The organism is Streptococcus suis, from assembly GCF_002960625.1.
GTDB lineage: Bacteria > Bacillota > Bacilli > Lactobacillales > Streptococcaceae > Streptococcus > Streptococcus suis_T.
Genome location: NZ_POJH01000030.1, coordinates 24,685 through 39,101, shown reverse-complemented (window position 1 = coordinate 39,101; position 14,417 = coordinate 24,685). Strand labels below are relative to the sequence as shown.

The 14,417-nt window shown below is 39.6% G+C and carries 15 protein-coding genes; 2 read left to right on the top strand and 13 right to left on the bottom strand.

Annotation, left to right across the window (positions count from 1 at the left end):
- Positions 1 to 155: 155 nt before the first annotated feature.
- The 12 genes from C1G49_RS06145 to yfmF form a co-directional block, all read right to left on the bottom strand.
- A complete protein-coding gene (locus C1G49_RS06145) occupies positions 156 to 821 on the bottom strand; it encodes a DUF3642 domain-containing protein (RefSeq protein WP_105125002.1) in 666 nt (221 codons plus the stop codon).
- 113 nt (positions 822 to 934) lie between these two features.
- Positions 935 to 1,603 (bottom strand): response regulator transcription factor, encoded by a 669-nt coding sequence (locus tag C1G49_RS06140; RefSeq protein ID WP_105125001.1) that lies wholly within the window; start codon positions 1,601 to 1,603, stop codon positions 935 to 937.
- The gene (locus tag C1G49_RS06135) at positions 1,600 to 2,982 is read right to left on the bottom strand and encodes a HAMP domain-containing sensor histidine kinase (protein WP_105125000.1); all 1,383 of its coding nucleotides are present in this window, start codon (positions 2,980 to 2,982) and stop codon (positions 1,600 to 1,602) included. The genes C1G49_RS06140 and C1G49_RS06135 overlap by 4 nt, the downstream gene beginning before the upstream one ends.
- 114 nt (positions 2,983 to 3,096) lie before the next feature.
- Entirely contained in the window at positions 3,097 to 3,666 is a 570-nt protein-coding gene (locus C1G49_RS06130; RefSeq protein ID WP_105124999.1) for a LysM peptidoglycan-binding domain-containing protein, read from the bottom strand.
- A 289-nt stretch (positions 3,667 to 3,955) separates the two neighbouring features.
- Positions 3,956 to 4,663 carry a hypothetical protein gene (locus C1G49_RS11275; protein WP_238595851.1) on the bottom strand — a complete coding sequence of 236 codons (708 nt, stop codon included), beginning with the start codon at positions 4,661 to 4,663 and terminating at the stop codon, positions 3,956 to 3,958.
- Between the two features lie 106 nt (positions 4,664 to 4,769).
- The gene (locus C1G49_RS06120) at positions 4,770 to 5,567 is read right to left on the bottom strand and encodes an energy-coupling factor transporter transmembrane component T family protein (RefSeq protein WP_105124998.1); all 798 of its coding nucleotides are present in this window, start codon (positions 5,565 to 5,567) and stop codon (positions 4,770 to 4,772) included.
- Entirely contained in the window at positions 5,560 to 6,402 is an 843-nt protein-coding gene (locus C1G49_RS06115; RefSeq protein WP_105124997.1) for an energy-coupling factor transporter ATPase, read from the bottom strand. The genes C1G49_RS06120 and C1G49_RS06115 overlap by 8 nt, the downstream gene beginning before the upstream one ends.
- Entirely contained in the window at positions 6,378 to 7,214 is an 837-nt protein-coding gene (locus C1G49_RS06110; RefSeq protein WP_105124996.1) for an energy-coupling factor ABC transporter ATP-binding protein, read from the bottom strand. Before C1G49_RS06110 ends, C1G49_RS06115 begins: the two co-directional genes overlap by 25 nt.
- Positions 7,214 to 7,753, bottom strand: coding sequence for a CDP-diacylglycerol--glycerol-3-phosphate 3-phosphatidyltransferase (gene pgsA / locus C1G49_RS06105; protein ID WP_105118855.1), 540 nt, complete (start codon positions 7,751 to 7,753; stop codon positions 7,214 to 7,216). The genes C1G49_RS06110 and pgsA overlap by 1 nt, the downstream gene beginning before the upstream one ends.
- A 12-nt stretch (positions 7,754 to 7,765) precedes the next feature.
- On the bottom strand, positions 7,766 to 8,602 hold the full coding sequence (locus C1G49_RS06100) for a helix-turn-helix domain-containing protein (RefSeq protein ID WP_105124995.1): 837 nt from the start codon (positions 8,600 to 8,602) through the stop codon (positions 7,766 to 7,768).
- Between the two features lie 82 nt (positions 8,603 to 8,684).
- Positions 8,685 to 9,968 carry an EF-P 5-aminopentanol modification-associated protein YfmH gene (gene yfmH / locus C1G49_RS06095; RefSeq protein ID WP_105124994.1) on the bottom strand — a complete coding sequence of 428 codons (1,284 nt, stop codon included), beginning with the start codon at positions 9,966 to 9,968 and terminating at the stop codon, positions 8,685 to 8,687.
- Positions 9,965 to 11,218 (bottom strand): EF-P 5-aminopentanol modification-associated protein YfmF, encoded by a 1,254-nt coding sequence (gene yfmF, locus C1G49_RS06090; RefSeq protein ID WP_105124993.1) that lies wholly within the window; start codon positions 11,216 to 11,218, stop codon positions 9,965 to 9,967. Before yfmF ends, yfmH begins: the two co-directional genes overlap by 4 nt.
- 76 nt (positions 11,219 to 11,294) lie before the next feature.
- On the opposite strand from yfmF, the gene yaaA reads away from it, so the two are divergent.
- Positions 11,295 to 11,678 (top strand): S4 domain-containing protein YaaA, encoded by a 384-nt coding sequence (gene yaaA / locus C1G49_RS06085; protein WP_105124992.1) that lies wholly within the window; start codon positions 11,295 to 11,297, stop codon positions 11,676 to 11,678.
- A 2-nt stretch (positions 11,679 to 11,680) separates the two neighbouring features.
- Positions 11,681 to 12,775, top strand: coding sequence for a DNA replication/repair protein RecF (gene recF, locus C1G49_RS06080; RefSeq protein ID WP_105124991.1), 1,095 nt, complete (start codon positions 11,681 to 11,683; stop codon positions 12,773 to 12,775).
- Positions 12,776 to 12,929: 154 nt separating this feature from the next.
- Here the strand turns inward: recF and guaB are convergent, their stop codons facing one another.
- Positions 12,930 to 14,411, bottom strand: a complete 1,482-nt coding sequence (gene guaB, locus C1G49_RS06075; RefSeq protein WP_105124990.1) for an IMP dehydrogenase — start codon at positions 14,409 to 14,411, stop codon at positions 12,930 to 12,932.
- Positions 14,412 to 14,417 lie beyond the last annotated feature (6 nt).

Sequence of the window (14,417 nt, the reverse complement as noted above, 5' to 3'; positions counted from 1 at the left end):
GCACCGCTTCTCAACGTTAGTGTCAACATCTCAGCGCAGTGGTTGATTGGCAGATTTGTTCGTGTTTTACACTCCAAATCTGACCTAATCAACTGTGCGGGGGTGGGAAGACGAACTCTTCTATGAATGGTCGAGTTCTTTCCCACTCCCTTTTCTTATTGTTTGGTGAAAGTGAGTTTATCTAGAGTTGTATCATTGGCATCAATTTCTGTCAAGGTTAGAGTAGTACCATTCAGGGCATATGTATCTGCTTCCCCGTCAATATAGGCAAGTTTTTTATCTAAGTCAAAAATCACTTGTTCAATATCCTGGTCCCCATCATTGTCAAGTTCTGTCAATGTAGCCTGATTTCCTTTTACAGTCAATGTATAGGTATCATTGCCAGATGTTGCTGTATAAGTGCCATCTAATTCAGAAGTGTCAACTAACTTTACACCGTAACTTGACGCAAGTTGACTAGCTGAAGCTGCATTTGTTACAGCTGTCGCAGCGTTTGTTGTAGCTGTTGATGAACTTACTGTAGATGATGAGCTTGCAGTTGCTACTACCTGCTGGTTATCGTCATCATAATCAACGATTCCAACCTGTTGCTCAATTTGGTTTTCCAAAACCTCAAGTTTGTTTTCATACACCTCAAGTTTGTTTTCATACACCTCTGCAGCGACAAAGCCAATCGTAGTAAGTGCCAAGGCACCAACTGATAATAAGATAATCGATTTCTTGCTCATGCCTGCAACCTTATTTCTCACAGATTCCCATGCACCTGTTTTTTTATTCTCTACCACTTGGATAATTTCTTGTTGTTGATGTTTGTTTTCCATTTTGTATTCCTCTGATTAAATCTATTTCTCAGCTCCTGCTGATAAGTCTATTATAGAGAACAATCTTGAACACTTTAGGGAAACTTTATAAACAAATCTTAAACACTTTTAAATTAAGCATTAAGACGATAACCTGCTCCCCATACCGTTTCAATTAAATCGGCTCCCAGTTTATCTCGCAGACGATTAATGTGGACGGTCACTGTCGCACTATCTCCTACATAATCATAACCCCAAATGGTTTCAAACAGATGGTCTTTCGAGAAAACACGATTGGGGTGTTTGGCTAGGTAAACAAGCAGTTCAAATTCACGATTGGGTAGTTTTATTTCCTGACCATCCAAGGTTACCTTCCAATTGTCCAAGAATATGGTCACATTACCGACAGTCAGTTCATTACTGCTATCATCCTTTGTCAACCGTTGATAACGAGCCAAATGAGCCTTAACACGCGCCACCAGTTCCATAGGATCAAAAGGCTTGCTGATATAGTCATCTGCTCCCAAGCCCAATCCTCTGACCACGTCCATGGTTTCCTGCTTGGAAGTAACCATCAAAATAGGGAAATCAACCTTATCCCGTAGGTCGCGACAAAGATCATAGCCAGTTTTATTTGGAAGCATAACATCTAACATGAGGAGAGCATAATCCTCTTTTTTGAGTTGTTCCTCAACTAAACCACCATCATGTACCAAGTCTACTTGGTAACCCTGCATTTCCAGATAATCTCTTTCCAAATAAGCGATTTCGACATCATCTTCCGCAATTAAAATCCGTGTCATTTTGTATCCTTTCTAGGTAGGCTAAAGATAAATCGAAGTCCTGGAGTTGCCTCAACAGACACTCGACCTCCCAAGCGTTCGATAATATTTTTTACAATGGCTAGACCTAAACCATGTCCTTCTACCTGCTGGCGAGTGTCATCTTCCCTGTAAAACTCTTCAAAAATCAAGTTCAGCTTATCCGTTGCAGTCCCTTTTCCATTATCTGTAAAGGTCCAGACGATTTCTTGCTCTTGGACAGAACCTGCAATAGCTAGTTTCAATGGACTAACATCTGCGTATTTTCTAGCATTATCAACTAGATTATCTAAAATACGGCGGAATTGGATAGGGTCAATCTCAACCGGCAGGTTTTCAGCTACATCCAACTGGAACAGAATAGCCTCATCGGCTAACTCGGCTGATTTCTCTCTGACATAGGTCTGCAAAAAGGTTGCCAAATCAAGCTGCACATTATCAAACGGCATTTTATCTGTTTGTAATTGTGAAAAGGCAAATAATTTTTCCAGTAATTTCTCCATCACCTGAGATTTTTGGTAAATAACCGTTAGATACTGATTGCGTTTTTCCTCCGTGTTAGCAATGCCATCCAAAATCCCCTTGGAATAGCCTTTGATCGAAGTCAAGGGTGTTCGCAAATCATGTGAAATATCCGCAACCATCTGGGTTCGTTTTTGCTCATACAGTCGATTTTTCTCACGGGCATCCAACAAGGAAGTCTGCATCTGATTGAACCCTTTGGTCAATTCCTCAAATTCCTTATCCCCCTGATAGGTCAAAGGCACTGTATAATCTCCCTGCTGGATACGGTCTACACCGCTGTGCAATTCATCCAAAGGACGCATGACCACACCTAGAAGACGACGAGTAAAGAAGAAATTAAGCACCACTATGATGACAATACCTGCCCCACCAACCAAGAAAAGTTGCAATAGAAAGGCTTGAAAATCTTGGCTGTCCTGTTGCTCCTCTAAATCTTCTAGAATGGCATACAAATAATATATTTGACCGTTTGCTGCAATCTTTCGACTAATGACAACTTCACCATCAGCATAGGAAGTACGGGTCGTAGATGAAACGGTCACTTCTGACAACTCATCAGCATCATCAGTAAGGTTTGAAAATAAAATCTCCCCATTACTTTCTACATACAGTTGGGCTCCATGCAAGGATAAAGCTTCTGCTAAACTTGCAAAATCTGTACCCATAAACTTCTCTAGACTTTGTTGACTTGCTGCTGTCTTCTGACTGGTGGACTGCCAGGTTCCTTGGTTACGGTAAATACTATTCACCACATAGACACTGACGCCCAGCATGGCTATCAATGACAGGACCAGCATCATCATATTCAAGCGAAATATTCGTTTCTGTAAATTCATTGTTCTTCTCTTCTAGTCAATTTTTCCACATTATAAGCAAATTAACAGCATTTGTAAAGTTTAGAAACTTATATAACTAAAAAAGCCTAGCAAAACTAGACTTTCATAAATTTATTAATACCAGCCGTTTGCCAACCAGAAGGCTTTGGCTGCTGACCATGAACCGTAGCGCTCTGCTACATAGGCATCAGCCACACGCTCTTGGTTTTCTGGTGAATAATCACCGTTCAAGTATGTATTAGTCAACTGATAACGACCGATATAGATACCATTTTGTGCATCATAGCTACCGCTTGATTCCTTCATAGCAATCCATTCTTTAGCTGCTGCATCTTCTGCACTCAAGTTTGAAGTATATGAACTCGTGGTAGTGGTTGTCGCTTCACTTGTTGTAACTGTTTCAGCTACCGGAGCTTGCTCCGCTGTTTTTTCTTCTGTAGCAGTAGAAGCTGTTTCACCAACTTCAATAGCCTGTCCAACATGGATTAGATTTGGATTGGAAATTTTATTTTGTTCTGCCAATTTCTCTACACTTGTATTGTATTTTGAGGCGATTGCTGATAAGGTATCACCAGATTGTACAGTATAGGTTTCCGCGCTAACAACACCAGCAGTCAATAAGGTTGCCCCTGCTACCAAGCCAGCGATTGTTGTTTTCAAGTTTTTCTTCAATGTAATATTCATAATAGTCACATTCCTTTCTTTTGTGTATCTATCATACCTTCTTACTGTTACTTATTCTTTGTAAATCTATTACAAATATTACAATGACATTGTGTTTACACTATAAAAGGTCTATTTTCGGGATTTTGGGACCCTTTTTATCAACATCATTTACAACATACTTTACAGAAATCCCTATCTTTTTGACAGTAGCTGTAAATAAAAAGGTCACAGTGGACCTTCTTTATCATGGGCACGGAAGTGAGAAAACAAATGAATGCCTAGGCTAAACCTAGACATCTCATTCCTATCAATACCAACCATTTGCCAACCAAAACTGATAGGCTGCTGACCATGAACCATAGCGTTGCAGTACATAGGCATCTGCTACACGCTCTTGGTTTTCTGGTGAATGATCACCATTCAAGTAGGCGTTGCTTAATTGGTAACGTCCAATGTAAATACCATTAGTAACTGTATAGCTACCACCTGATTCTTTTTGAGCAATCCATTCTTTAGCAGTTGCATCGTCAACTGCTGCACCAGTTGAAACCGTAGCTACTTGAACCTGAGCTTGAGGAGTTGAAGTAACTTCAATTATGGATTCTTCCCTAGAGCTATCATAATATGTTTCGGTAACATCTGCCTGCTCAACATCTTTCGTCTCATCTACTGATGTTGATGTTGTTACATCTGAGGATTCAATAATTTGCGGTACTTCAGAGGTAATTTCTATGGCTTCTACTTGTAGCGGTTGAGAGTCTGTTTCCGATTTTAACAATTTATCGTATCCTAACTCAAAAACAGGACTGACAGCAACGTATTCTGTTGTAGACCCAGATCCACTTCCAATCTTACTGATAGCATTAACCACATTATAGGGCGCATTTGACACTGCTCTTACAAGCTTGGTATAAGAATAGTTACCTGTCAACATCAGACCACATAAAACAAGAACTGAAATAATAATAACCCCTACTATACCTTTGATAAACTTACTTATAAAACTCTTTTTCATCAAAAAGAACTATCCTCTATCTGATTATTATAACCATTCCTATCATACTACCAAATTATTACTTTTTATTTAAAAAAATATTACAATTCAGTAAAACGCTTACTTATTAGGAACTTTTTAATAAATATAGAGCAACCGCTAAAGAAATCATTAGAAGAATAGCCACAGTATCTGCCCATTTCCAAGCTAAAATACGGTACTTGGTTCTACCTTCTCCTCCCTGATAACCACGAGCCTCCATTGCCGTTGCCAGAGCATCAGCCCTTTTAAAGCTTGATGCAAATAACGGAATTAAAATTGGAATAAGGGATTTTACCTTCTGAATAAGATTACCTTCATTAAAGTCCACTCCACGCGCCCTCTGCGCATTCATAATACGAGTAGTATCATCCATCAAAGTAGGCACAAAACGCAGGCTCATAGACAGCATCAGTCCAATCTCATGCACAGGAACCTTAAATCGCTTTAAGGGTGCCAGACCTGATTCAATACCATCTGCTAAACTGAGCGGTGTTGTCGTCAGGGTTAATAGGGTTGAGAAGAAAATAATCAAAACAAAGCGAACAAAAATAATACCCGCTTGTTGCAAACTTTCTAAGGATACTTTAAAAATCCAAATCTCCCACAGAATTGTCGCCCCGGGTGTAAAGAAAACCTGGAAAAAGGTTGTAAAGAGAATAATCCCAATCATTGGTTTTAAACCATTGATAAAGAAAGACAAACGGATACGTGATAAAACAACCAAGCCTAATACGAAAACAATCAATAACGCATTTGTTACTAGATTATTGGCCCAGAAAATCATTAAGAGAAAGCCAAACATGGCTAAGAGTTTACTTCTCGGATCCAAGCGATGAAGAATGGAATTCCCTGGAATATAGCGACCCAAAATCAATTTATCCATGCGTCACCATCCCTGTAAATTCTTCGATCGTAATCGGAAGACGTTCAAATACAAAACCTCTTCTCTCCAGATTAGCCGCAAACTTTGTAATCTTAGGCACTCCCAGTTGAATACTCTCCAAAAAATCAACCTCTTGAAAAATATCTGTTGGTTTACCAGAACCAATCAACTTTCCTTTCTCCATAATATAAACAAAATCAGCGTAATTAGCCACATCATCCATCAAATGAGTGACCAAAACAATGGTCATCCCAGACATATGAAGGGTCTTGAAAATAGACATTAATTCTTGACGACCAGCAGGATCCAGACCAGCTGTTGGCTCATCCAAGACCAAAACGCTTGGCTCCATGGCTAGGATACCGGCAATAGCTACCCGACGCATTTGACCACCTGATAACTCAAAGGGACTACGTTCAAACAAGCTCTCATCAATTCCAACCAAGGCCAGCTTTTCACGAGCAATCTGCTCAGCCTCTTTCTGAGAAACTCCAAAATTTTGCGGACCAAAAGCAACATCTTTTAAGACTGTTTCATCAAAGACTTGGCTTTCAGGAAATTGGAAAACAAGGCCAACTTTCTTCCTTACTTGCTTAATATCCTTATTTTCTGACGTCGCTGTAATCACAAAGTCATCAATAACCACTCTTCCCTCTGTCGGTACGTTCAATCCATTCAAAAGTTGCAAAATCGTTGATTTCCCCGAACCCGTATGCCCAATAAGCGCCGTATAAGAGCCGTCAACAATCTCCAAATCCACACCAAATAGCGCACGTCCCTCAAAAGGCGTAGCAGCTTGATAGGTGTAGCTTACTTCTTGGAGAGCAATTCCCATAAAGTTTCCTCTAATTCTTCCTCTGTAAAATAGCGAAGCGGTAAATCAAATCCAGCCTGACGCAAAGATGTAGCCAGTTCTGTCGTGAAAGGTCTATCTAAATCCAAGTCTGCTAAATCCTCCCGCATAAAAAGCTCCGTCGGAGTGCTGACTGACTCAACCTGACCTCGTTTCATCACAATAACACGATCACTTAAAGCCACCTCATCTAAATCATGCGTGATAGAGATAACCGTCATCCCATGCCGATCCTTAATCTCCTGAACAATTTTAATCAAATCAAGACGACCTTCTGGATCCAGCATGGATGTAGCCTCATCCAAAATGATAATTTTAGGGCGCAAGGCCACCACTCCAGCAATAGCTACCCGTTGCTTCTGACCACCAGATAAACGAGCAGGCTCACGGGTTTTAAAATCAGCCATTCCAACCAATTCCAAGGCTTCATCTACCCGTTTCCGCATCTCTTCCAAGGCTATTCCTTGGTTTTCCAAACCAAAAGCAACATCATCTTCAACTGTAGCGCCTACAAATTGATTGTCTGGATTTTGAAATACCATACCAATCAAACGTCGCTTATCCCAGACATTATCAACTGTTAGGACATCACCATCAATGATAATATCTCCAGACTCAGCTTCCAATAATCCATCAATCAAACGAACAGTTGTTGATTTCCCTGAACCATTATGACCGATGATGGACAACCATTCACCCTGTTTCACGTGAAACGAAACATCGTTTAAGGTATAATCCTCATCATCTTGACTATATTTATACTTAAGATTTTTTACTTCAATAATATTTGTCATCACTTAAACGTATCTTTGAATAAGAAAGATGCACCCTTGAAATAGTCATAACCTGAATAAAGGGTAAAGAAAAGTGCAATATAAAGCGTAATCTGACCCAACAGACTCCAATGCAAGAGCAGAAAAATCACCGCAAACATCTGGGAGAATGTCTTAATTTTACCTGGCATAGCTGCTGCCAAAACGGTTCCACCATTTTCAACCAAGAGCAAACGAAGACCTGTCACTGCCAATTCACGACAGATAATAATGGCCACCACCCATGCTGGAGCAAAACCAAGTTCCACCAACATAATGAAGGCAGACATAACCAAAATCTTATCAGCCATCGGATCTGCAAACTTACCAAAGTTTGTCACTACCTGCCACTTACGAGCCAAATAACCATCCAGATAATCCGTAATACTTGCTAGGGCAAAAATGACTGCCGCTAAAATATGGCTAATAGCTGACTGCCAGACAGTAAGAAGAAGGATAAAGATTGGAATAATCAAAATCCGTCCGACTGTCAAAGCGTTTGGAATATTTTCTTTTTTCATTGTGTTTCCTTTTTATTCAAATACTAGTCCAATAGAACCTGTATCACTCGTTAATGCTTTCGTATCCAATTGTTGACCGGCGATAGTAATATCTACCCCTTTCACTACACCTAAAACAAGATAGGCTTCGCTGGTGCCTTCTGGCAGGCTAGTCGTAACCGTCGGATTTTCAGGAGAAAGTACCACTCCCTCTGCCAATTCTGTTCCGGATAGACTGACCCAACTAGTAGCATCTTTAACCGAAAGGGTAACTTCTACTGGATAAACAGTTTCTGTAACAGTCGCTACAATATAATCTCCACTACCTGAAATGCTAATATTCTTAGCAGAAATGCTACTTGACGAAGTTGTGGACTGCTCTGGTGTGCTTGTTTCAGAAGACGTACTTGTAGCAGTTTGCCCAACAACAGAGTAGGATGTTTCCGAAGCAGGCAACACTTGATTTTGCATGCGGCTATATGCTATATAGGTCACAAAAATAATGATGAAAGCTGAAGCAAGCAAGAGATAAATCAAGGGAAGAAAGGATTTATGATCTTTCTTTTTTACCCGATAGCTTCTTTTCAATTCTGCCGCTAAGATTTCCTCCTCGCCTTCTTCACGATACTTTATCAAACTATTGCTATCGTAGGCTTCTAACAGAACATCCGCATCCAATTCTAAGGCATCTGCATAAACCGTTAAGACGTAATCAACATCCTCATCTTCAGAAATAGAATCAAAATCATTGTACTCCAATGCTTGCAAATACCTTGCATGGATTTTCGTCATTCTCTGCAAATCAACAAAGGTCCAACCTCGTGACTCACGCGCTGCTCTAAGTACCTCACCAATACTCTTTTGTCGCACTACTAACTCTCCCCTCTATTCACTAATATACAATACTCTATTCTAACAAAAATCTAAGGAAATTTCGATGAGTTAGGTCCTTTTATTTGGGAATAATCGTAAAATCAGTCATGTCACACTGACCAATAAAACGACGGCCTGCCTCCATAATATCCTCTAAATTTATTTCTTCCACCAATTGTGGCAAATCAAATACATTTTCAACATCCGAATACTGAGCCACAAAGTGACTAGCTGTAAATTCCAAGGAATTCAAGCTACGGATAAAATCGCCATACATTTCATTCTTCAGCAGTTGCAAATGCTCATCATTGATATCCTCATCTCGTTCAAAATTGCGAACAGCCCTCATCAGCATACTCGACAAGGTAATAGGCTCCTGCGTATCACCAGAAATAACCAAATAATGATAGTCTGGAGTAACTTCTAGTTGAAACTGGAATGAGGAATCAATTTTCCCCTGTTCATACAGGTTCTGATAGCGTTTAGAAGTCCAACCGAACAACATGGCAAACAAAAGCTGTAAGCACAGGCGATACTGCTGCATTTCAGAAGGTTCAAATTCATCATTTCCCCGTAAACCAACTGCTAATTTTGGAGTAGATACTTCAAACTCTTCTGTACGATGCTGAAGAATGGGCAGTTTTTCGATTCCCTTCATATGAAAATGAGGTGTTTTTTCATCAAGTTGCGCTGCTTGATAGTTTGAAATCTGCTGCCATACCTGATCCAAATCAAAGTTACCAATGACGAACAAATTCATGTTCGACGGGTGATAAAACAAATCAAAATTCTCATACAAATCATCTGCTGTAATCTGCTCAATCGAAGCAACCGTACCAGCAATATCATGAGCCAAGGGAGTTTGAGGGTAAAGTGACCCTAAAATTCCTGTAAACAATCGATAATCGACATCATCTTGATACATTTCGATTTCTTGCTCGATAATCCCTTGTTCTCGTGCCACGTTTTCATCTGTAAAATAAGGTTGACGAACAAATGATTGTAACAAAGATAGGGCCGGTAACACATCCTGAGTTGTTGAAAATAGATAGCTGGTCTGTCTAAAACTGGTATAAGCATTGGCACTTGCACCAAATTTCGAAAACTCATTCATGACATCTTCTCCATCTTCCGTTTCAAACAACTTATGCTCTAAGAAATGTGCGATACCAGCAGGATAGCTACTAGACCTACCATCTTCAAAAAGAATATGGGTGTGTAAAGCTCCAAAATTTGTCGTTATCACTCCGTAAGTTTCATGAAAATCGGTCTTAGGCAAGAGAATGACTGTCAACCCGTTGTCAAGTTGTGTCTGATAGACAGGTTCTTTCATATACGGATACTTTTTCTCGATTAGTTTCATTCCTCTGTTCCCTCCATAAAGTAAACAGCCTGTAAATTTATCATCTTGCCCACTCGAACAATATCCTCAATTGACACCAACTTTACAGCTTCTATCCATTCTAACCATGTTAAATTACGTTCCCCCATACTTATCTGGTTGTAGGTCTGTTCTATCAAGTTATTCTGTCTATCTTGAGCTAGGGTTGCTGAGTGAATAAGCATATTCTTTGTCAACTCTAATTCATCCTCTGTAAACTTTCCGCGCTTCAAATCAAGAATCTGCTTACTAATCAGTTTCATAACCTTTAGACGGTCTCCACGGCTGATGCCTGCATAAACCTTCATCATTCCAGAAAAAATAGACACCTGACTTCCGATTGTGTAGGCCAAGCTCTCCTTTTCACGAATATTTACAAACAATTTAGAATGTGAAAAGGCACCGAGTAAACCATTAAAAACAACTAAGGCAGGGTAATTTACATCATTGTAAAGGACTTGTAAATGATAAGCCAATTCTAAAATGGATTGTCTTGCCTGTTTGCGTTCGACCTTCTCGCGAGTAACCTTTGAATAATTCTGCTGATATTCTAATTCTAACTTAGGTTTTCTATAAGTAAATTTGAAGGTTTCCAATTTTTCTCGAACCAAGTCCTGATTGACAGTTCCAATGACAAAGATGTCAATCTTATCTACCCGCAACATATTCCGATAGATTTTAAATACCGATTCTGCTGTTTCTGGCTCAACTAAGTCTAGACGACTAACTCGCGGAATTTGTAAGGCCTCATCTTGATAAAATAACCTATTTAATTCGACATCAGCATGGTAGAAATTATCTTCTACCTCCGACTCAAGAAAATTGATTAAATTCTTTTTCTCCACTTCAAAGATTTTCTGATCAAACCCCTGACCTTGCTTGAGAGGACGAAATAGGCAGGCATATAAAAAATCAAGAATTGCTAGGGTAATATCTTCATTATTAGGCAAATAACATGGATTGACGTAAGAAATGGTCAAATCAACTAGATGTACACGACCACGTTTAGCAACAGACGTTGAGAAATGTGCTCCGTATAGCTCTGCCAACCGTCTACGCATCGCCTGAGCCGTTGGATAATCTTGGTTGCCCATTTCCAGAATATTAGCAACTAGCACACGTCCTGCTACAGTTGCCTCATTCATCTCGGCTGCAAAACGCACTTTTATTCTATTTGTAGTAAACTGATCTGTTTCAATAAAATGCAAATCAATTCCTTCTTGTAATTTCATCTTCTTCCTCTTTCAAACATTGTACCTTCCATTATATCATTTTTCTGTGATATAATATTCTATAACGAGGTGACATATGGAATTTAAATTATTTGATGACTACATCACATTACAAGCATTGCTAAAAACAACTGGTATTCTACACTCAGGAGGGGCCATTAAAGGTTTCCTTGAAGAAAATACCATCCTTTTTAACGGAGAAGACGAAAAAAGACGAGGTAAAAAAATCCGCATCGGTGATATTATCACGCTACCTGACCACAACATTAGTATCACAATCGTTGCACCTAGTGCAGAAGAAATACAGCAATACCAAGAAGAACAAGCTGAAAAAGAACGTGTGGCTGCAATCGTTAAAAAGTTAAATCAAGAAAATAAAAAGAATAAGAAACAGGTACAAACTCCTAAAAAAGCAACTAAAAATACTGAAAGAAAACCTGTTCGTTTCCCTGGTATGTAAAAATGTGGCTTGAAACATTAGCATTACGGCACTTTCGCAATTACAGTCAACAAGATATTGAGTTCAACAAGGGGCTTAATGTCTTTTTGGGTGAGAATGCCCAAGGTAAAACCAATATTTTAGAAGCTATCTATTTTTTAGCCTTGACACGCAGCCACCGTACCCGAACAGACAAGGATTTACTACAATTTCAAGAAAAGGAATTGACCATATCCGGTTTACTCCATCGGACAAATGGTAAAGTTCCACTTGACATACAGTTGACAGAAAAGGGACGGATAACCAAGGTCAACCATCTCAAACAAGCCAAGCTTTCCAACTATATCGGCCACATGAATGTTGTTCTCTTCGCCCCTGAAGATTTACAGCTGATTAAAGGTGCCCCTGCTTTGAGAAGAAAGTTCATTGATGTCGAATTAGGGCAAATCAAGCCACTCTATCTTGCTGACTTGACTAACTACAACCATACTCTCAAGCAACGCAATGCCTATCTAAAATCAACTGATAAGATCGACGAAACCTTTCTATCAGTACTTGATCTCCAGCTTGCTGAATTCGGCAGTCGAGTTATTCAACATAGGCTTGATTTCCTTAAAAAACTAGAGGAATTTGGAAATAAAAAAGTTCAGGAAATCTCTGATCAAAAAGAAAAATTAACCATCGAATATCAATCTTCTATACACTTTACAAATACTGACAACTTAATTGACACATTATTGACAGAAATAGAAAAATCCCGTAAACGTGACCTATTCAAAAAAAATACAGGTGTTGGTCCGCATCGTGATGATATTGCCTTCTTCATAAATGGTATGAATGCTCATTATGGTAGCCAGGGACAACATCGTAGTCTTGTTTTGTCGCTCAAACTTGCTGAAATCGAACTGATGAAGGAAATTACTAGAGAATACCCAATTCTACTTTTAGACGATGTTATGAGTGAGCTAGATAACAATCGACAAATCAAACTACTAGAAACCATTACAGATACTATTCAAACCTTTATCACTACAACATCTTTGGACCATTTACATAAGCTACCAGATAGTTTAAAAATCTTTCATATCCAGTCTGGCACTATCGTTGAAAGCAAGTAACTGATTTTATATTCAGTTACTTTTTATTACTTCGTAAACTGGCTTTTCCTAACTCCAATTGTAGTTGCAACTCTTCACATAGAACTAAAAAAATTACAACTTTGTCAACTACGTTTACAAAACAGTAAAGACCCTGTCAATCAGGGTCTTATTCTTATTGTACTGAATAGTTTGGAGCTTCATTTGTAATTTGAACATCGTGTGGATGGCTTTCTTTCAAACCAGCACCCGACATTTCGATGAATTGAGCATTTTCATGTAATTCAGTCAAATTACCCGCACCTACATAGCCCATACCTGAGCGAAGTCCGCCAACCATTTGGAAAATCATATCTGCAACAGATCCTTTATAGGCCACACGTCCTTCAATTCCTTCTGGAACAAGCTTGTTGGCTTCATTGACAGATGCTTGGAAGTAACGGTCTTTTGAACCTTGTTTCATGGCTGCAATAGAGCCCATGCCACGATAGGTCTTGAACTTACGACCTTGGAAGATTTCTGTTTCACCTGGTGCTTCATCCGTTCCAGCGAACATAGAGCCAAGCATGACAGCATGACCACCAGCTGCAAGAGCCTTGACAATGTCACCTGAATACTTGATACCACCATCAGCAATGATGGTTTTACCATATTCACGAGCAACACCTGCCGCATCGTAAATAGCTGTCACTTGCGGTACGCCGACACCTGCGATAACGCGAGTGGTACAGATTGAACCTGGACCAATACCGACCTTGACAACATCAACACCAGCCTCATAAAGGGCACGTGCACCTTCAGCTGTGGCAATGTTGCCGGCAATCAAGGTACGAGTTGGGAAGTGTTCGCGGATTTCTTTGATCTTACGCAAAACACCAGCTGAATGACCATGAGCTGTATCGATGACAATCGCATCTGCACCTGCTTCAAAGAGAGCTTCAGCACGTTCAAAGGTATCAGAAGTAACGCCCACAGCACCCGCAACCAAAAGACGACCAAATTCATCCTTGGCAGCATTTGGGAACTCAATCACTTTTTCAATATCCTTGATAGTAATCAAACCTGACAAACGACCATTTTCATCGATCAGTGGCAATTTTTCAATACGATGTTTGTGAAGAATAGCTTCAGCAGTCGCTAAATCTGTTCCAACTGGCGCTGTTACCAAGCCGTCACTGGTCATATTGGTAGAAATTGGTTGTGAGTAGTCTGAGATAAAGCGCATATCGCGGTTGGTGATAATCCCAACTAACTTACGGTTTTCCATCGTTTCTACAATCGGCACACCTGAAATGCGATAAGTGCCCATCAACTTTTCAGCTTCAGCGATGGTATGCTCTGGAGTTAAGAAGAATGGATCAATAATGACACCATTTTCAGAACGTTTTACCTTACGCACTTCTTCAGCCTGTTCTGCAATAGACATATTCTTATGGATAACACCCAAGCCACCTGCACGTGCCATAGCAATAGCCATTTTGCTATCTGTTACAGTATCCATGGCAGCAGAAATAATCGGAAGATTAAGGGTCAAATTTGGTGCTAATTGCGTTTTTAAATCAATATCATGTGGCAATACATGACTTTCAGCCGGAATAAGTAATACATCATCAAAGGTAAAGCCTTTTTTCAAAAATTTAGTGTCCCAGTTTGACATTTTCTT